The 18,348-nt window shown below is 60.3% G+C and carries 11 protein-coding genes and 1 pseudogene; 2 read left to right on the top strand and 10 right to left on the bottom strand.

Translation table 11 applies throughout. The features are described from left to right. The first annotated feature begins 88 nt into the window (after positions 1-88). Both H1B37_RS26650 and H1B37_RS26645 read left to right on the top strand, forming a co-directional pair. On the top strand, positions 89-730 hold the full coding sequence (locus tag H1B37_RS26650; protein ID WP_286178227.1) for a class I SAM-dependent methyltransferase: 642 nt from the start codon (positions 89-91) through the stop codon (positions 728-730). A 291-nt stretch (positions 731-1,021) separates the two neighbouring features. Further along, positions 1,022-2,452, top strand: coding sequence for a sulfatase family protein (locus tag H1B37_RS26645; RefSeq protein ID WP_182870323.1), 1,431 nt, complete (start codon positions 1,022-1,024; stop codon positions 2,450-2,452). A 27-nt stretch (positions 2,453-2,479) separates the two neighbouring features. Here H1B37_RS26645 and H1B37_RS26640 read toward each other — a convergent pair whose 3' ends face one another. From H1B37_RS26640 to H1B37_RS26595, 10 genes and pseudogenes are all read right to left on the bottom strand, one after another. Beyond that, positions 2,480-4,663 carry a right-handed parallel beta-helix repeat-containing protein gene (locus H1B37_RS26640; protein ID WP_182870322.1) on the bottom strand — a complete coding sequence of 728 codons (2,184 nt, stop codon included), beginning with the start codon at positions 4,661-4,663 and terminating at the stop codon, positions 2,480-2,482. Between the two features lie 271 nt (positions 4,664-4,934). Further along, a complete protein-coding gene (locus tag H1B37_RS26635) occupies positions 4,935-5,246 on the bottom strand; it encodes a type II toxin-antitoxin system RelE/ParE family toxin (RefSeq protein WP_182870321.1) in 312 nt (103 codons plus the stop codon). Next, a complete protein-coding gene (locus H1B37_RS26630) occupies positions 5,233-5,421 on the bottom strand; it encodes a hypothetical protein (protein WP_182870320.1) in 189 nt (62 codons plus the stop codon). Before H1B37_RS26630 ends, H1B37_RS26635 begins: the two co-directional genes overlap by 14 nt. Before the next feature lie 372 nt (positions 5,422-5,793). Further along, complete coding sequence (locus H1B37_RS26625; protein ID WP_220498386.1) at positions 5,794-7,095, bottom strand: DUF1501 domain-containing protein; 1,302 nt, start codon at positions 7,093-7,095, stop codon at positions 5,794-5,796. Positions 7,096-7,108: 13 nt separating this feature from the next. Further along, positions 7,109-10,822 carry a DUF1553 domain-containing protein gene (locus H1B37_RS26620; protein WP_182870318.1) on the bottom strand — a complete coding sequence of 1,238 codons (3,714 nt, stop codon included), beginning with the start codon at positions 10,820-10,822 and terminating at the stop codon, positions 7,109-7,111. Next, positions 10,819-12,255 (bottom strand): DUF1501 domain-containing protein, encoded by a 1,437-nt coding sequence (locus tag H1B37_RS26615; RefSeq protein ID WP_286178225.1) that lies wholly within the window; start codon positions 12,253-12,255, stop codon positions 10,819-10,821. Before H1B37_RS26615 ends, H1B37_RS26620 begins: the two co-directional genes overlap by 4 nt. Continuing rightward, positions 12,245-15,376, bottom strand: a complete 3,132-nt coding sequence (locus H1B37_RS26610) for a DUF1553 domain-containing protein (protein ID WP_436298901.1) — start codon at positions 15,374-15,376, stop codon at positions 12,245-12,247. Before H1B37_RS26610 ends, H1B37_RS26615 begins: the two co-directional genes overlap by 11 nt. Positions 15,377-15,396: 20 nt before the next feature. Continuing rightward, positions 15,397-17,124, bottom strand: coding sequence for a FecR domain-containing protein (locus tag H1B37_RS26605; RefSeq protein WP_182870316.1), 1,728 nt, complete (start codon positions 17,122-17,124; stop codon positions 15,397-15,399). Then, positions 17,121-17,717 carry a sigma-70 family RNA polymerase sigma factor gene (locus tag H1B37_RS26600; RefSeq protein ID WP_182870315.1) on the bottom strand — a complete coding sequence of 199 codons (597 nt, stop codon included), beginning with the start codon at positions 17,715-17,717 and terminating at the stop codon, positions 17,121-17,123. Before H1B37_RS26600 ends, H1B37_RS26605 begins: the two co-directional genes overlap by 4 nt. A 346-nt stretch (positions 17,718-18,063) precedes the next feature. Further along, a pseudogene (locus H1B37_RS26595) lies at positions 18,064-18,348 on the bottom strand (hypothetical protein); the annotation flags it as partial.

Here is an 18,348-nt window from a genome sequence, read left to right as displayed (position 1 = left end):
ACAACCGGCAACCGGTACATCAGTTGCTCCGTTGACCACGCCATCAATCATCCAGCACGTGGTCAACATGCCTGTCAGCGGAATCCCCATGCCCACCACCACCCTTTCCCCCATCCGTCGATCGAAACAGCCCGGTTTTGCCGAACGGATTTGGTGCGTCCTGAAGGCCTGGGTTCGAAACCCGACGGAAGTCGCCACCGTCTGCCCGAGTTCGCCGTTTTTGACCAAGCATCTGGCGGAACGTGATTGCGTGCGCAAGGCCAGCCGGATCGTCGAACTCGGGCCCGGAGCCGGCGGGACGACTCAAGCCCTGCTGGCATCGATGCGGACCGATGCTCGATTGCTGGCGATCGAAAAAACAGATGCGTTTGCGGAATCGCTCGGCGCCATCACCGACCCGCGGCTGACGTTGGAATTCGCCGATGCTTGTGATTTGATCGATCTGGTCACCAAGCACGACTTCGGCAAAGTCGACGTTGCGATTTCGGGAATCCCGTTCAGTCATCTGCCGTCGATGTCTGCCAAGCGAATCATCCAATCGGTCCACGAAGTGCTTCGCCCAGGCGGCGTCTTCATCGCCTATCAATTGACGTCAGACGTGAAAGACTACGCCCGCCCACTGTTCGGCCCCCCCAAAACAGAAATCATCCCGATGAATCTGCCACCGCTCCAGTCGTTTGACTGGACGAAAGTCGAAGCCGGCTGCGATCCGGCCAGCGATTGCTCCTAGCCGCACGGCGCCGCTTTGACGTAGCTACGCTCGCCAGAGCGTGGCCCCCCCGGCGCCCCACCTTCTGGCGAAGGCAGCTACGTCTGACCGACGATTTACGATGTTTCTCGTGCAAAGTGGCGCTGTCCGGCTAGCTGCCGTCACTCGATGGCGGTTTCCCACCTTGGGGCGAGCGTGGCTAAAATAGCTGGCGGCCTCACCGGCCAACCATCGTCTCCGCTTCGATCACTTCCCCACGTCCACCGCATGATCCAACTTCGTTTCCCGTGCCCCCGGCGACTTTCTCCCTTGATGATCCTGTTGGCTGCGACGCTGCACTTGCTGCCTGCCGACAACGCCCGAGCGGATCGTCCGAATGTTCTATGGATCTATGTCGATGACATGAGCGACTGGATGGGCTGCTACGGCGACCCGCTGGCCGAAACGCCCCACATCGACAGTCTGGCCGAGGGCGGTGTGCTGTTCACTCGCGCCTACATGCCGGCGCCGGTTTGTTCGACCACCCGTTCGGCGTTGATCACCGGCACGATGCAAACGACGCACGGTCTGCATCAGCATCGCACCATGATCAAAAAACCGTTGCCCGACGCTGTGGTGACGGTCCCCGAATTGTTTCGTGACGCCGGCTACCTGACCTTCAACGAGGCCAAGGACGATTACAACTTCCAGCGCGATCGCGACAGGATGTACTCGCCAGAGTTCAAACGGCCCACGCGAAAACAAGTCAGCAGCCACATGGTCGGCCGTGACGTTTCCTGGTTGAAACAATTGCAAGGCAAACGGTTCTTCGGCCAAATCCAACTCAAGGGCGGAAAGTTCGAAGGCGAAACGGGATCCAAGTATCCGGCCGCCAGCCGCGTCGCGGAAGCCCAAGTGAATGTGCCGCCGCAGTACCCCGATCATCCCGTGTTCCGCAACGCCATCGCACGTCACTACGAACAGATCGCTGAAACCGATGCGCAGGTCGGCGCCATCATCGCGGCATTGAAAGAGTACGGTCTGTGGGACAACACCGCCGTGTTCTTCTTCACCGACCACGGCAGCCCTCTGCCGCGTGCCAAACAGTTCCTCTACGAAGACGGCACCAAGATCCCGCTGGTCGTCCACTGGCCGGCCGGAACCGACCAAATCACGCGTCGTGGAAAATCACGATCGGATCTGGTCAGCGGGATCGACATCACGACCAGTTCACTGGGGCTGGCAGGGATCGAGATCCCGGAATTCATGGAGGGCCGTGACCTGTTCGCCGCTGATTTTACACCCCGCCAATACGTGATCTCGGCACGCGACAGGATGGGCAACGCGATCGACCGCATCCGCACCGTCCGCTCACCGCGGTTTCGATACATCCGAAACTACAAAACCGATCGAGCGTTGTACCAGCCGCAATACCGCGAAAACTACCCGACCTTCGTCACGCTACGCAATCTGCTCGCCGCCGAAAAGCTGAGCAAGCTCCAAGCCTCTTACTACGACGCCGAACATCGCCCCGAAGAAGAACTGTACGACCTGACCACCGATCCCCACCAAACGATCAACCTGGCCGACAATCCGGACTACCAATCCGTGCTCCAGGAACATCGTCAGCAACTGAAACAGTGGCAGGACGCGACCGATGACAAGGGACGTTATCCCGAAAGCCGCGAGTCATTGCGACTGGTCTACAAATCGTCAGCGGGCCGGTGTGTGAACCCGGAGTACGACTTCCTGAAATCGGAGTAAGGCTTCGTGGGATAGGCTTCCAGCCTGTCATTCCAGCATCGAAGAACCCGGCAGTGACTCAAGTAAATCACCCTCCCGCACACGGTCGACCGGCTGTGGCGGAGGAACCTGATACGGTTTGCGGAAACGCGTCGACGCGGCCAGGTCTTTCCAATGCCGATCGCCTTGTACACCAGCCAATGTGACGTCAAACGGGACGAACCCGATCTCGGACGCGGGTGATCCCGGTCGCAGTCGGAAGTCGCGATTTTCCGCGTCGACGAACATCGGGTCCGCGATGATCGAATCCTGATCGTGACCCGCGTCGCGCCATTGCTGCCAACTCTTGCCGGCAAAGTCGATCGGTTCACCACCGGCACGCCAATACAGGTTGTGGTTCATCGCGACTTTGGAACCGTTGTTCCACCCGGAATACCCGAGCAATCGGCCATCGTCAAAGTAAACCAGATTCCGCTCGAACGTGAACGAGAGGTGTGGTTCGGCGCGTGTCACCGCGACCTGGCCTTCTTCGCTGAACGCCAGGATGTTGTTGCGAACAATGTTTTCGCGACCGTAGTGCTGGTGAAACCCGCCGTCACGGACGTCGTACACCAAGTTGTTTTCAAACACGATGTGCGAACTGCCTTCGTCGGGATACAGCCCCCATCCTCCATACCGGGTTGCGTAGACGTCATGGATCACGTTCCCGGCGACTCGCGTGCCCTCCGATGGCCCCAAGGTATAGACGCCGCCCATGTCGCTAAGAATGCGGTACCCGATGTGATGCAGGTGGTTGAACTCGATGCGATTGCGTTTCGCTCCGCTGTCCGCGTATCCCCAACGCCAACCGACTGAAACCGCGGTGTAATAATAGTCGGCAATGTCACAGTGCGTGACCGCGTTGTCGCTGCTGTGTCCGATCCAGACCCCCACGGCACAGGGCAAGATTCGTCCACCGCTGTGCAAGATGCAGTTGTCGACCGTAATCGCCGACGTGCGGACCGGTTCAGGCACCAAACGTGTCTCGCCGATTCGCACGGCGCTGGCACCGGTATCAAAGACGCGAGTGCGCCGGACACGACAATCGCGGCACGCCTGGCGAAACCAAAATCCGGTGCCGCCGATGTGTTCGACCGCGCAATCGGTAAAGCGTATGTTCCGCGCACCGTCGAGCTGGATCGCGGTGGCGTCGACGTTCATCGCCGCCTGATTCGGCGGGATACCTTGTTCGGGAATGCGAAACTCGGTGTGCCGCAGTGCCAGCCCTTCAAAGTGAATGTGTTGGACGCGCCGCTGGGGATCATCGACTTCTCCTCGGAATTCAAACAATCGCGGCAGCTCTGCCGAGAACGCTTCGACCTCGGCAATCGTCTCGCCTTCACGCGGACGATAGAACAACCATCCCTGTCGATCCAAGAACCATTCGCCGGCGGAATCGAGTGCATCGCGATAGTTTTCGACAAAGAACAAACAATCGCGATTCATCGGATTGTGAGACTTCATCGGTGTTCCATGCGTCGTGAAATAACCTTCACTTGGCGAACAAGACCTCAAGAATTCCCGTGTGGTGTCCCATTTGTGATAGACGACGGCTTGGACATCGCGGAGTGAATCCGGATCGGTGTTACCCAGCGAAACCAAGTCGCTTGGGCGGGCGGCGAACGTGTGTTTCATCCTTGACGGCGATGATTCCACGGGCGTTTCACCAACACCCAACAAGGTGAAGAAGTCGCCGTCATTGGGCGTTCTCGCTCGCGTTGCGCGACGCCCGTTGACCCACAATTGTTCAAACCGCCAGGCGTCTTTGTCTGCCGATTCCGGCACCGCGACGCGCGTCTTCCACAAGCCGGGATGTTCGGGATCCACTTGCCAGCCATCGATCCGCCGCCCGCCGGACAAGACGACTTCGCCGGCGGGATCGCCAAGATAGCGCACCGGACGCTCCGGTGACGCCCCCGATTCGGCCGGAGTAAAGACGATGGTCTGCCCCAAGGAATAGTGACCGGCCGCCAAGTGAACGGTCACGGCCTGATCGCCACCGCCAGCCCGAGCGGCACGGACCGCTTGCTGAGCCCGTGCGATCGAGGCAAATGGTTGCTTCGACGTCCCGGATTGCGAATCCAATCCCGCCGGAGATACATAAAACTGGATCCGCGAATCGTCCGCCACCACAATCGTCGCCGGTAGCAACAGGAGCAAGAGTGATGAGCAGCGACAAAGTGTTTCAATCATTTCTATTTCCTTAAACGCAACACGGCGAGGGGGCAAATCAGGAGTGCGGAGAGGAAAATTGGAACAATCCATTGAACAACCTCTCGCGCAGCCGGCGGAACCAGAATGATACGAGTGTCAACGAGAGAAAAGATGCTGGACAGGATCACCGATGCGACGTGCATGTATAACCAGAACCGAATCGCGGGATAGTCTGACGGACCAACGCGAGCCTCGGTGGCTGAATGGTTGGCCGGCGCTCGGTAGGGGTTGTGGCTCACAGTGACTGGCTTCAGTCGGTGTTACCTATGTCATGTTCACCGAGAATTCGGGCACTATGGAAAACCGCCAGAATATCAACGCGACGTTCAGACACGCGGTAGATGATCCGGTAGCTCCCTTGCAGCACCTCACGTAACTCTTCTCGACCAATCTCGGGAACGACCTCACCAGAGAAAGGAAACTGTTTCAAGCGTCCCACGGAAGATCTCAGATTACGAAGGTAGGCCGAAGCGGTGGCAGGCGCATCACGCGCGATGTGATCGCGAATCGCTCGCAGATCCTCTCGCGCCTGACGCGTCCAGAAAACCTTACCCTGCGGCATCTTCTGACTCGAGTTCGTTCATGAAATCGTCGTGCTCCATCACGTCGTCCGCATCGGCCTGAGCAATTCCCAATTCAATTTTTCGAAGTAGGTAGAGTCGATCGATGACGTCATCAAGCGAGACGTCATCGTCAAGTGATTGGATCACCGAGATTGCCTTGTCCTTGTTGGTCACGAAATCCCCCACGAGTTAATGGCTGGCACCGGAGACTGCTCCCCACGTTACCCAAATTGCGTAACATTTGGATGCTCCGTTAGTTTAGCAAGGCTCCCGCATTACCGAACTGCACAATTCCTTGTTCCACGACGTTTTATTGGTGTCCAACCGCTACGCACATCATTGCCGCGCAGATCTACAAAACGCTGACTCGGTCGATGAGACGCTTTGCGTTTCGGTTGCACGCTGCTTGCAAGGGTGATGATCGTGCAATGAGACCAATGGGACACATCGGACTTATAGGTCCCGTCTGTCCCATTGGTCCTATCGACCGAGGTCCTCTACACCACAGCGGTTGGGACAAGCTCCGCGCCGCCACCCCATGTCACACTACACCAGCAACTCCGCGATCGGCTTGCCGCGGTCGGTGATCGGGACGGGGCGGTCGCCGGCGTACAGGTTCTTGCCGTAATCGACTTGGGCGGCGGCAAAGATCGTCGCGAAGAAGTCGGGCACGCTGACCGGATTGGACACGATTCTTTTTGACAGTTCATCGGTTTCGCCCCAGGCACCGCGGTGGGCCAACCCGCCGCCGGCCAGGATGCAACTGAACGCCGTGCCTTGGTGCCCCCGACCACCACCGCTGTCAAACTCCGGTGGACGTCCGAATTCACTGGTGATCACGATCAACGTTTTATCGAGCAGCTTCTTCTGCTCCAGATCCAAAATCAACGCCGACACCGCCGTGTCCATCTCCTGGATCAATTTGTGCTGTTGCTCGATCCCCGCGTTGTGCACATCCCAACCGGCACCATTGAGAAAGTTCAGGTTGTGCGACACTTCAATAAACCGCACACCACGCTCCACCAATCGGCGGCTGAGCAAACAACGCTGGCCGAACTCGCCGCCGTAGCGCGAGCGCAGATCGGCCGGTTCACGATCCAGCTGGAACACCCGACTGAAGCTCGGGCCGCTCAGTTCCAAACTCTGACGGATCGCAGCGTCGTAATCCAGCAAACGCTGCTCGGCGGTCGAATCGCCGCTACGCTGCAACGTCGCCAGAAACCGCTCACGCCGCGATTGACGCTTCGCCGTGATCCCGTCGGGGCGACTCAACCCCGCCGGGCCTTGGCTGGTGTCGGTCAGATACAGGTAACTGTCGCGGGCGCCCAGGAACCCCGGCCCACGGGTCACGTTCGGATAGCCGATCAAAACGTACGGCGGGGCTGCATCGCCGGCGGCACCACGTTCGTGTGCGATGATCGATCCCAGCGAAGGGTACGTCACCGTTCCGCTGATCGGCCGGCCGGTGTGCATGCGATTGGTCGCCGCGGCATGCTCGTCGATCATTTCGTGATGCACGCTGCGGACCGCCGTGACACGATCCATCAACGGCGCCAACTTCGACAAGTGTTCACAGACTTGCACCCCATCGACCGCGGTGTCGATCGACTCGTAATAAGATCCCGCCTGCTTCTTCTTCGGATCGCCCTTGCGTTTGGGATCGAAGGTATCGATTTGCCCCATGCCGCCGCCCAGCCAGATCGAAATCACGTGCTCGGTTTTGCCTTGGATCGGATTGCCTGGCGCTGCATGACTGGACGGGTTCGCGCGTGCTTGTGACGCGAGGGCCATTCCGCCCGCGGTTGCTGCACCGGCGGCCAACAGGTCGCGTCTTGTAATAGCTCTCATGTTCATGACTCGATTACGGGATCCAAACAAATTCGCGATGGTTGACCAGGCTCCAGATGACATCCTCATAGACCTCCCGCCACGAGGTTTCCAGCCGCGGGTCGGGCGGCGGTCCGGCGGCAACACGACGTTCCAATTCCACTTGAATCTCGTTGGCTCGGGGACGCAGATGGTTGAACCAGGTCACCAGCGGCAACGGCGCCGGCGGCTGGTAGCCCATCACGTCCGCGTCGGGAACGATCCGCCGGTCAAAACCCTCGGCCAATGCCGCAGTGAACTCCGCTCGCTCTTGCCGATTCGGCATCCGGCACAACATGCGCAAAAACAAGGTCTCGACCAAGTCCTCCGGCGATGCCGCATCGATCGCCAGAAGCGCCAAATCGCTCTCCCGCGAGGCCCGCGTCAGGGTCATCGACAACGTGCCGTTGGCCAGGATTCCCGGTTGCAACACGTTCGGATCGGTTTCACGTTCTACAATCGGCATTTGACGCGATCCCGTCCAGCCGAACGCTTCCAAGACATCCAGGACCGACCGCGCTTTCGGCAGCGACAGACTGGGCCTATCGCGTTCGTTCTTGATGTCGGCGAACATCCACGCGCGGTGGGGGTGTCCCAGCGTTTGACGGTTGCTCAGTGGACGCCGACCGTCATGCACAAACGTCAGCTCTTCGACGTCGATCGCATTTCCGGTGGATTGATGCAGCGAATCGACGATCTGCTCGGCCGTCAATCGACGACGCTCCGGCGCGTTAAAGAAACGCAGCTCCGGCGACGCTTGCTGGTTCGCCCCGAGCGCATCACGCTGGTACAGATCCGAGGACACGATGCGGCGGACCGTGTGCCGCAGGTCGTAACCATGCGCGACGAAATCATGGGCCAACCAATCCAGCAACTCCGGGTGACTCGCACCGCGGCCTTCCCAGTCGTGCACCGGTTCGACGATCCCCGCTCCGATCAACTGTTTCCAGACTCGATTGACGATGACGCTTGAAAACCGTGTGTTCTGGGGCGCGGTGACCAGTGCGGCGAGTCTTTCGCGGGTATCGGACGGCTTCATCATCAACGCATCGATGTCCGTGTTGTCGACTGCACCGGTTTGTTGAGCAAACGGCCACCGGGGCGAGACCGATTCGTCGGCGGCAAGCGTCACTTGAATCAACGACTCTCGGTTTTGCTGGTTCTCAAAGAACCCGGCCGGGACACGACTGGTCGCGGGGACCTTCATTGATTTGCGAGCCATCATCGCGGCCAACGAATAAAGGTCGTGCTGCGTCGTGCTGTGGTAGGGCGAATCGTGACACCGGGCACACTGCAGTTCGATGCCCAAGAAAGCCGAAGCGATGATGTGCCCCTTGGCCGCCATCGGCGAATCATTCTCCGCAGCCACACCAAATCCGGCGCTGCCGCCTTCGGACGCGCCGCCACGCAACAACAACAATTCGGTCAACATGCGATCGACCGGTTTGTGGTCTCGCATCGAATCATACAGGAACCAACGAAACGGTCCGGTGCTGTTCAACGACGCGTTCAACAGCGAGGGATTCTCCGCCAACAGGTCCTGCCAGAAACTCATCCAGTGATCGGCAAACCGTCCGTCGGCCACCAGATCGTCGATCAAGCGTTGTCGTTTGTCATCGCGCTGGTCGTCAAGAAACGCCCTGGCTTCTTTCGCACTCGGCGGAACGCCCACGGTATCCAGATAAACGCGGCGCAAGAACGCTTCGTCGTCGACGATCGGCGCCAATGCGACGCGTTCGGCCTCCAGCGGCGGCGCCGGCCAAGCCGCGCCGTCGCGGACCCATTGCTCCAACAATTCGATCTGCTGCTCGGACAATCCTTCATCCGTCGGCGGCATCGCCCCGCTGCGAATTTGACTGATCAACTCGCTCGATTCCAAATCTCCGGGAACCACCGCGGGATTCTCGGATTCACCGCCGGCCAGGGCCGCGTCGCGCGAATCCAACTTCAAACCGCCCTTGGACTTTTCACCGTGACAACGGAAACACTGTTCGCGGAGCAGCGGTAGGACGTTGCCATGAAAATGTTCGGCCTGGGAATCATCGACGGCAGCCGATGCGGCCAACGCGGTTTCAATCTTTTGCTCGACAAACGCGTCGACCGGATGAGTCTCCGGCGTGGGGATTTCCGGCGCCGGATGTTGCTCCGCCCATCGTCGGGCCAGCTCGTGACGGTGACGCCAAAACGAATCCTGTGAGGCCGCGGCGTCGCGGCGCCGGGCATCGTCAAATCGCGCGAGCGAGTTTTCAATGCGGTCCAGCGCGGGCTCGACGGCGGCATCGGTCAACGGCAAGCGTTTCGTTCCCGCCCCCAACACCTCGTAGGACGTTCCGTCTTCGGTCAACATCGCCACACAGACTTCGCCGGTTTCCGTGCGTCGACTGCTGCCGCCGACAACAAGCTCCATCACTACACGGCACCGCCGCGTGGTGCCTTCGCCTTCGGGCTCGATCGTCGCATCGGCGATGACTTCTTGTTGCCGGTACCCGTGCACCCGCACTCCGGGCAACGGCGGTACGGCGAGCGGTGTCATCGGTTCTTCGCCGTTGGGCGGAGCCTTGTTGTGGGCCTCGGTTCGCAACACCAGCTGGCCGTCGATCCACAGCCGCCCCAACCCACGGGCACGCATCAAGAACGAATGGGTTCCGACCGGCAACTCGACATCGCCGGCCATCCGCAACAACACCGGCGCATTCCAGCCCGTGCGAACCCCCCAGTCATCGAACTCGAGCGGGATCCGCGGAATCAAAAAATCATCGCCGATCCAACGTGCCGATTCGTCCGGCTGCGTTTCACCGTCGTACAACCAGCGGTCGTGTGTCGGAAAACCGCTGCACAGCTGCATCACGACGCGGCCTTCGGGGACATCACCCAGCTCGGGCATGACTTCCGGTTGCAGCTTGACCACACGAGGCCCGCCGACGCGTCGAAACTTTGTCGCGATCGTTTCGTCATCCAGCACTTCGCGGTGGATGGCGACCGCATCGATCATGCCCTTGAAACGGCTGCCGATACGAACTTGGTCGTCGTCAACCACCGGAGGTTCGCTGGTCGCACCGCCCATGTCCCACGTGCCATCGGTCGGCTGACCGTTGACGAAACCGCGAATCGAGTTGGGGTCGCCGAATCGATACGTGATCGCGATGTGATGCCACCCGGTGCTGAGCGGAAACCCTAGCTTCGACGTCCAGCGGTGCCAATGTTTGTCGCCGCCGGACGGCTCGGTCGCGAATAAAAAGTTCACGCGCGCTTCGCCCTTGTCGCCGGTCAATCGCAGCGACCAGTTCTGGTTGTCGCGTGCGAAACCCGGCGAACCGGTTCTTCCCTTGCCGATCACATACCACAGATCCCCGGGCCGGATTCCGATCGGGTTCACCCAGGCCTCCAGCGTGACGGCATCCCCGTCGGTGAAGTCGAACTCGCTGTCCGCCCCGGTGTCAGTGATGGCCAGGTACCCGCCATCGAAGCGCACGGCGGTGTTGTCGGCGGCAAAGTCGGGGAACTCCGGAGGGCGCGGTCCCGGCAGATTCTGCTGAACGCCGCCCCGAACGGCTGCGGGAATCACATCGTCGCCGCCGAAGTCCCAGCGTGCGACCGGACCCGAGTTGGCGTTGTCCTGGTCCTGGGCAACCAACGCGCTGCCCCCGACGAACAATGCCAGACCGACAAACAACGCCAGACAGAAGAATAAACACTGACCCAACCTCATGACGCCACGACCTCCGTGTACGCGCGGCCTTCGTTTTGATCGATCCGCTCCGGGCGTCCCTTGTGCATGTAGACCAACTTGCGGTGATCGACGCCCATCAGATGCAGCACCGTCGAGTGGATGTCGTGGACGTGCAAACGATCTTCCACGGCGTGCAATCCGACTTCGTCGGTCGTCCCATACGCCTGTCCGCCTTGCACGCCCCCGCCGGCCATCCACATCGTAAATCCGGTCGGGTTGTGGTCGCGGCCGTCGCCCTTTTCGCTCATCGGCGTGCGCCCAAACTCGCCGCCCCACACCACCAGCGTTTGCTCTAACAACCCTCGCTGTTTCAAATCCTTCAGCAATCCCGCAACCGGCAGATCCATGCCGCGACACATCCGGGTGTGATTGGCTTCGATGTTGTCGTGAGCATCCCACTTGCTGCCCGCGCCGTGGTAACACTGCACGAACCGCACGCCGCGTTCGACCAGCCGACGTGCCATCAACAGATTGCGCCCGTAGGGTGCGGTCGCGTCATCGTCCAGTCCGTACAAGCGATGCGTGTCGGCCGACTCCTGTGACAAGTCGACCGCTTCGGGTGCGTGGGATTGCATTTGGAAGGCGAGTTCAAAGCTGCGGATCCGCGCTTCCAAATCCGTGTTGTCTTGACGCTCGGCCGCATGACGTTGATTCAGCCGGGCCAAGAAATCCAGCTCCCGTCGCTGCTGGTCGGACGCCACGTGGTCGGGAGGGCTCAGGTTTTCAAAGGGCTGGCCAGTCTTCTGCATCGTCGTACCCTGATAGATCGCCGGCATGAACCCGGCGCCCCAGTTTCGCGCACCGTTGATCACGCGCCCCTTGCCCTCTTGCATGACGACAAAGGCGGGCAGGTTTTCGTTTTCCGTCCCCAACCCGTACGTCACCCAACTGCCCAGCGACGGCCGCCCGGCGAACTGGCTGCCGGTGTTCATCTGACAGATGCCGCCGGAGTGATTAATGCCGTTGGTCCAACACGACCGGATCACGGCCAACTCGTCGGCCATTTCCGCGGTGTGCGGCAGCCAGTCGGAAACCCACAATCCGCTTTCGCCGTGCTGTTTCCACTTTCGCGGCGACGGCAGGATCGGCGAATCGTATTCGCCCATCGCGGTGATCACCCGGCCGAAGCTTTCGGGGATCGGCTTGCCAGCCAGTTTCTCAAGCGCCGGTTTGGGATCAAACGTGTCCAGGTGGCTCGGCCCGCCATCCATGAACAGAAAGATCACGCTTTTGGCTTTCGCCGGATGGTTCGTCAATTTCGCAGCCAGCGGCGAGGGGGCCGACCGTTTGGCCGCCGCAGCGTTGTCCTGCGGCAACATCCCCGCCAATGCCATCGCACCAAATCCGCTGCCGCTGTGCAGCAACATCCGGCGACGTGACATCGTTTCGCGATTCGTTTTTTCAATCGACATAGATCGCCTCATTGGAGCATAACAGCGCGTGAATCAGCGCCTCGCGGGCGCGTTGTTGGGGTGACGCCATCGTGTCGTCACCCGAGTTGACGATGGCATGCAGATTGTTGCCGGACACGTCACGGCCCAATTCATCGGCATCGTCAAACTGAACATCGAAAACCAAATGCGACATCGATCCCTCGCCGGACAATTGTCGCGCCACTTGGTCGCCGCCGAGTGCCGTCTGATGCAGTCGGACGTTCTGGATCAATCCGTCCCAACGATGTGAACCGGAGCGGCCGCCCAGTTCGATCGGACGATCGGCTTGCACGTCCCAGCGGGCCTGGTGTGCAACACCGGCAACCTGCAGTTTCGAATCCGGTTTCGACAGGTCTCGTAAATAGAACGTGATGCCATCCTTCGATGGGTCATCCAAGTCGATCGAAACGGCAACGTAATACGGTCGGTTCAATTCCAGCCGCAAGTTCGACGCGACGACTTCGTATTCCGGTTTGCCGCCCTGTTCTTCGCGGGACCCGACAAGTTGCAGGATCAAGTTGCGCGGCTTGAACGCACTCTTGGTGGACGTCACGCCCAGCGACCATCCGCGGTGTGACTGATTGCCCGACCAGTTGGCGACGATCGTTCGCACCGACGCATCCGGATACAGCGAATCCAACATCACGGTCGCTTCGATGGTAAAGTCGCCTTCGTCCGACATCGGCTGCAGCGGTTTGACCGGCGGGATTTGAATCTTTGTCGGCGGGTCGGATTTCAACGCGATCGCCGAACGCCCGCCCGGAAACGACGCCAGCAACTTCGGCGGTTCGGGCTGCGGCGTGATCGATTGATAGGAATCGACGAACTGCCGGGCTTGGCGAAGTTCATCGTCGGTCGGTGCACGAAAAAAGAACCGTTGATAGGCCGACCGGAGCAGCGTGTCGAAGCTTTCCGATTCCATCTGGGCCGCCAAGTGTTTGGCCCGATCATGCAACCAGGGATCATTCATCAACAACAACGCTTGGGGCGAAGTGGTCGTGCGGTGTCGTTTGCACTGACTTTCCACTCGATCGGGAAAGTCGAACGCTGCCAACAGCGGATCCAGCTTATTGCGTTTGACCGTTTTGTAGATCGCCCGTTTCCCTTTCCCCATTTCGCCGCTGGCCGAAAGCACGCAATCGTGAATCTCTTCACCGGACAGCCGTCGCGGCGTCATCCGCCACAGCAGCACATTCTGCGGATCGATCTTCGCCAACTGCTCATCCATCGGTCGCTGGGAAGATTGCCGGTAGGTCGCCGAAGTCAAAATCAGCCGATGCAGTTTTTTCAGACTCCAGCCGTCCCGCATGAACCGGCGGGCCAACCAGTCGAGCAACTCGGGGTGAGACGGCGGCGTGCCCAGGTGGCCGAAATCGCTGGTCGTTTCCACCAGCCCGCGACCAAAGTGTTGTTGCCAGATGCGATTGACGATCACCCGCGCCGTCAGCGGGTTGTTTTCGTCGGTGATCCAGCGTGCCAGTGTCGTCCGGCGTCCGGTCGATTGCAGCGCGGCCGGCGGCGGCTGAACCTCGGCCGGCTTGTCATCCAGAATCGTCGGGTATCCCGGAGCAATCGGCGACGCATCGGCCGAATCGGGAATCGTCGTCGGCGGCGCAACAGGCCCGACATCGCTGGCGACAAACTTCAGCGTCGGCAGCGACTCGGGTTTCAAATGATCGAACTCGGCCAGCTGTTTTCGCAAGCGTTGACGTTCCGCTTCAGTTTCCTCGTCCAGCCACTCGGCCAGCTTGTCCGGATGAACGTCAAACTGGTTGGACGCCAACGATGCGATTTGATGTTCATAGGGGCTGCGGTCGCAACGACGGCTGGAGATCATCGACCGGATCTCCTTGGTGAACTTGTCAAAGCCCTCGCGGGTGGCATGCTTCAGCAACACCGGCGTTTCGATCTCGTGCAACCGCTGGCGAATCTCTTCGGTGGCCGCCTCCCAAGCTTGTTGTTGCTGTAAATGCTTGGCGCGTGTTTCGACATCCGCGATCGGCTGGTCCTCGCGCGGTTGCAGCGGCGCGAAAAACGCCTTCATCGCGTAGTAGTCCTTCTGCAACAGCGGATCGAACTTGTGATCGTGACAGCGGGCACACTTCAATCCCTGAGCTAGAAACACGTCGGCGGTTGTCTCGGTGACGTCGCTGAGGATCTGATCCCACTGGCCTTCCACATCGCGTTGGTTCCATTCGTAGATCCAATGGCGCAGATACATCGTCCCGATCAACGCGTCACGGTTGCCGGGATCGACTTCATCGCCGGCCAGTTGTTCGGTGACAAATCGATCATACGGCTTGTCTTCGTTGAACGATCGAATCGCATACTCGCGATAGTGGTGCGCTTCGGGACGTCCGTGATCGGCGTTGTAACCATCCGAATCGGCGTAGCGGACCAAGTCCAACCAATACCTCGCTTGGTTCTCGCCGTACGCGGGATCGTCGAGCAATTGATCGACCAGCGTTTCGTACCAGTTGCCGTCACTCGTGATCGACTGGGCGGCTTGATCGTCAGGCGGCAAACCGGTCACGGCAAAGTGGACACGCCTTAGGAGCGTTCGAGCGTCGGGCTCGCTCGCCGGGCGCAGGCCTTCTTGATCGAGTCGCCGAAACACAAAGTGATCGATCTCGTTGCGGCACCAACCTTGATCATCCACCTCCGGCACATCGGGATCGGCGATCGGTTGATAACACCACCAGTCGCGGTCCTGGTCGGTGATCTTCGCCATCGGCTTGAGCACCAGCCCGGTCGGCCAGGGCGAATCTGCCTGAATCCACTGTTCGATTCCCGCGGTCACCGAATCTTCCAATTGACCACTCGGCGGCATCTCGAACGATTCGTAGCGCAGCGCCTCGATCAACAGACTTTCGTCCGGTTTGCCCGCCACGATCGCCGGCCCGGAATCGCCGCCCTTGGTCAGGGCGTCGAATGAATCGAGCCGCAAGCCGCCCTCCTGTTTGGATTCGCCGTGACACTTGATGCAGTGCTTGACCAGCATCGGGCGAACATGAATCTCAAATAGATCACGCTGGGCCGGCGTGGCGTCGGCGGCGACCAGCGGCGTGGTCAGCAGGCTGAAGCAGAGCACGCATGCGATTGTTGACACTCTTGCCATATTCATTTCAGCTCCGGTAGGCCGGCGATGAAGACCGGGTCAACCATGTGTTTGTCATCCAGCGCGTCTTGAAGGAACAATCCGTCGACGCTCTCCCCTGGGGCGTAACCCAGATCGGACAAATCGATCCCGACGGCCAACCCGCGGAACCGCATCGCCTGGCGTTGCTGGACCGCACCGAGCGTCTGCAACTGTGTGACCGAGTCGGCCGGTTGGGCGAACAGATGAACGTAAAAGTTCGCCAGCACCTGCGTCTCGGGGGATTCCATCGTCAGGTCGTAGTGTCGGATCGTGTGCGAGTGCAATCCCTCGCGAAACACCAACGGGCTGACGTGAAACGCGTCTCCGTCGATCGGGTTGCCGAACGTTTGCAAATCAAAGAATACCACGTCGGCTCCCGGCCCGTTGAAAATCGGTCGATCGAATCGAAACGCCATGCCGGGCGTCCCCGAATCGCCTTCCATGATCGGATCGCTCGTCAGCGGTTGTTCGCTGCCGTCGGGGTTGATCACGCCGGTGACCAAACTGCGATCAAAGACGACGTCGGTCGATGGAACGGGCAACTCCTGGCTGCCGCACAAGAACGCGCGCGGCTCGGTGGCACGGAACCACGTCAACCGTGCGGGGATCAAGTCGCTTACCGCGATCTTCATCACGCGTCCGCCACGTTGGATCGTCACGCTTTGAAGCAGTTCGGCACCGCCGCCGTCGGCTTCGCTTGCTTCATACGACACCACGCGATCGGGCAATCCGCCCCGGTACACACCGGCGTCAAAGGGCACCGCATCGACGTTGATGCCGCGGGCGGTGGAGAACGCCTTCGCTTCGCCCCCGACCAATCGTGTTTGCCCAACCAATGGTGTCGGAATATTCGTTTCGGCCGCGACCGGATCGGCGTTCTCATACACATCCGCGGCCCCTTCGGTCACATGCACTTCGGTGACACTGGTTTCGGAAACGCTGACGGCAAACCGCGTCCCACGATCGACGACGCGACTGGCCGGCGTGTCGACACGGAATCCTTCGGCACCATCGGGTGCATGTACGCTGCAACGACCGACGTCCAACGCCAAGCTCTCACCGCTGGTCACGCGGAATACCGCCGGGCCTTCCAAAATCGCCGACGCCCCGGCCGGAAACGCGACCTCCACCATCCCGGTCATCAGCACATACTCGCGTTGCGGCACCAGCACCGTCCCGACCGGCGGCGACAGCTCGCCGAAGAACGTCGCCCGCGCGCTGCTGGCCAGCCGCACTTCGCCGCCGACCGATGCGTTTCCCGTGGATGGTTTTCCGGCCGATCCGATTTCGATTTCGTTCGGTCCGCCCGGCAGCAGATAAAACGACACGGCGGCCAGCAACAACACCGCCGCGGCGACCCACAGCCCGAGGGCCGCGACACGCGGCCGGTTCGGCCGATGTGAGTTGTCATCCGCCCCACCGGCATCCACCGACTTTGTCTTCCGCACCTTGCTCATCACGCGGCCGACGAAGTCGTCCGGATCACTCGGCAGCTTGGCCATCGTCTCGCGAACGAAATCATCCTGGCGTGACGGTTCCTCTTCGACCACCAAGCCCAACAGCCGATGCGTCTGAAACAGATCCGCGGCCAACGTCACGCGGCTCTCGTCAGCCTCCAACAGCTCTCGAAGCTCCGCCAGCGACTGATCATCCAACTCGCCTTCCAGGTAGTCGGTCCAAAGCTCGGCGAAACGATCTTCCGGATTCATAACGAACCTCCCTTCGCCGTTGCCATTCGAGTCTCGATACACGATTGCAGCTTCTGTCTGACTTTCCAAAGCTGTTTTTTGACGGCCGGGACCGAGCGATCGCAACGGGCGGCCATTTCTTCCAAGGGGATTTCCTCGTCGTAGCGCCAGGTGACAAACCGGCGTAGCGAATCGCCCAGCGAGTCCAGGCACATCTGCAGACTTTCCAGCCGCATCGTCCACATCTCCGGCGTCTCGTCGCTGCGTCGGTCCAGTTCACGCTGCAACAGATCGGGGCCGTAGCGGGCGTGATAGTCGGCGATCCGCCGCAGCCGGGTCGTCTCGGTCCGCAGCTGAAACCGGGCGATGGTGAACAACCAAGCGGCGAAATCGGTCCCCGGTTGGTATTCCTCCAGCCGGGTGAACGCGGCCAAAAAACTGCGTTGAGCGATCTCGTCGACATCCACGCCCGGGGGCGCGTGGGCGGCCAACCAAGCCCGCAGCGGCCGTTCGTAGCCGCGCACCACGGTCTCAAACGCCGCGGTTTCACCGCTGCGAACGCGCCGGAGTGCAGATTCGGTCTGCGAATCGTCGAAGGGGGGATCAATTGCCATTTCAGATGGTTTATGGCAGCAGAACGGGGCAGGTTACCCCGAACGGTGAAGATTTCGGCCACGCACCCAACGAAGATGCCCGCCAGAAGACACAGTTTAACGACGGGCCAGCACCGACTGTCTCCTGACACGCCAAACGCCGCCCCGGCCGAGTCTGGGAAGGCAGAATCATGAAATGGCAGAATGATGAAGTAGTCGAATCATCCTGCCCCGTATCATTCTGCCATTCTTCTCACCATCGTCTTGCCCCCATCGTTTTGCCCACCGGCCAACAAGCCCCGTCCAACAAGCCCCGTCCAACAAGCCCGGCGGCTCACCGCCGTTGCCTCCAGCGTCATCGTCCACACTACTGATGGATTAAACGTCTGAAGAACCCATGACCGCGAGGCCGGCGCAGCATGGCAAGCACGGACGCCCCGATCCGGTCCAGTCGCTCACCGCCATCCCGATGAAAACGTTTCTGATAGTCCCAGAGCGCCTCGGCGATCTTCAGCCTCTTCCAAGTCGGCGTCCCCTTCTTTTTCCGGTCCAGGAGAAACTCGATCACACCGGATTGGCGAAATTGCCAACCCGCATTGGCTCCCGCACCATGAAACTTGGCAAGGTTTTTGTGCCAAATCAACGCCCAGTC

It is taken from the genome of Stieleria mannarensis, from assembly GCF_014154935.1.
Classification (GTDB): Bacteria; Planctomycetota; Planctomycetia; order Pirellulales; family Pirellulaceae; genus Stieleria; species Stieleria mannarensis.
The sequence above is the reverse complement of the archived record's forward strand: the minus strand, read 5'-3'. Positions and strand labels throughout refer to the sequence as shown.

Excerpts from the sequence above, each read along its gene's own strand:
- H1B37_RS26620 (WP_182870318.1), bottom strand. The coding sequence starts at position 10,822 with ATGAGGTTGGGTCAGTGTTTATTCTTCTGTCTGGCGTTGTTTGTCGGT.
- H1B37_RS26605 (WP_182870316.1), bottom strand. The coding sequence starts at position 17,124 with ATGAATCCGGAAGATCGTTTCGCCGAGCTTTGGACCGACTACCTGGAA.
- H1B37_RS26635 (WP_182870321.1), bottom strand. The coding sequence starts at position 5,246 with ATGCCGCAGGGTAAGGTTTTCTGGACGCGTCAGGCGCGAGAGGATCTG.
- H1B37_RS26625 (WP_220498386.1), bottom strand. The coding sequence starts at position 7,095 with ATGAGAGCTATTACAAGACGCGACCTGTTGGCCGCCGGTGCAGCAACC.
- H1B37_RS26615 (WP_286178225.1), bottom strand. The coding sequence starts at position 12,255 with ATGTCGATTGAAAAAACGAATCGCGAAACGATGTCACGTCGCCGGATG.
- H1B37_RS26640 (WP_182870322.1), bottom strand. The coding sequence starts at position 4,663 with ATGATTGAAACACTTTGTCGCTGCTCATCACTCTTGCTCCTGTTGCTA.
- H1B37_RS26650 (WP_286178227.1), top strand. The coding sequence starts at position 89 with ATGCCCACCACCACCCTTTCCCCCATCCGTCGATCGAAACAGCCCGGT.
- H1B37_RS26645 (WP_182870323.1), top strand. The coding sequence starts at position 1,022 with ATGATCCTGTTGGCTGCGACGCTGCACTTGCTGCCTGCCGACAACGCC.
- H1B37_RS26600 (WP_182870315.1), bottom strand. The coding sequence starts at position 17,717 with ATGGCAATTGATCCCCCCTTCGACGATTCGCAGACCGAATCTGCACTC.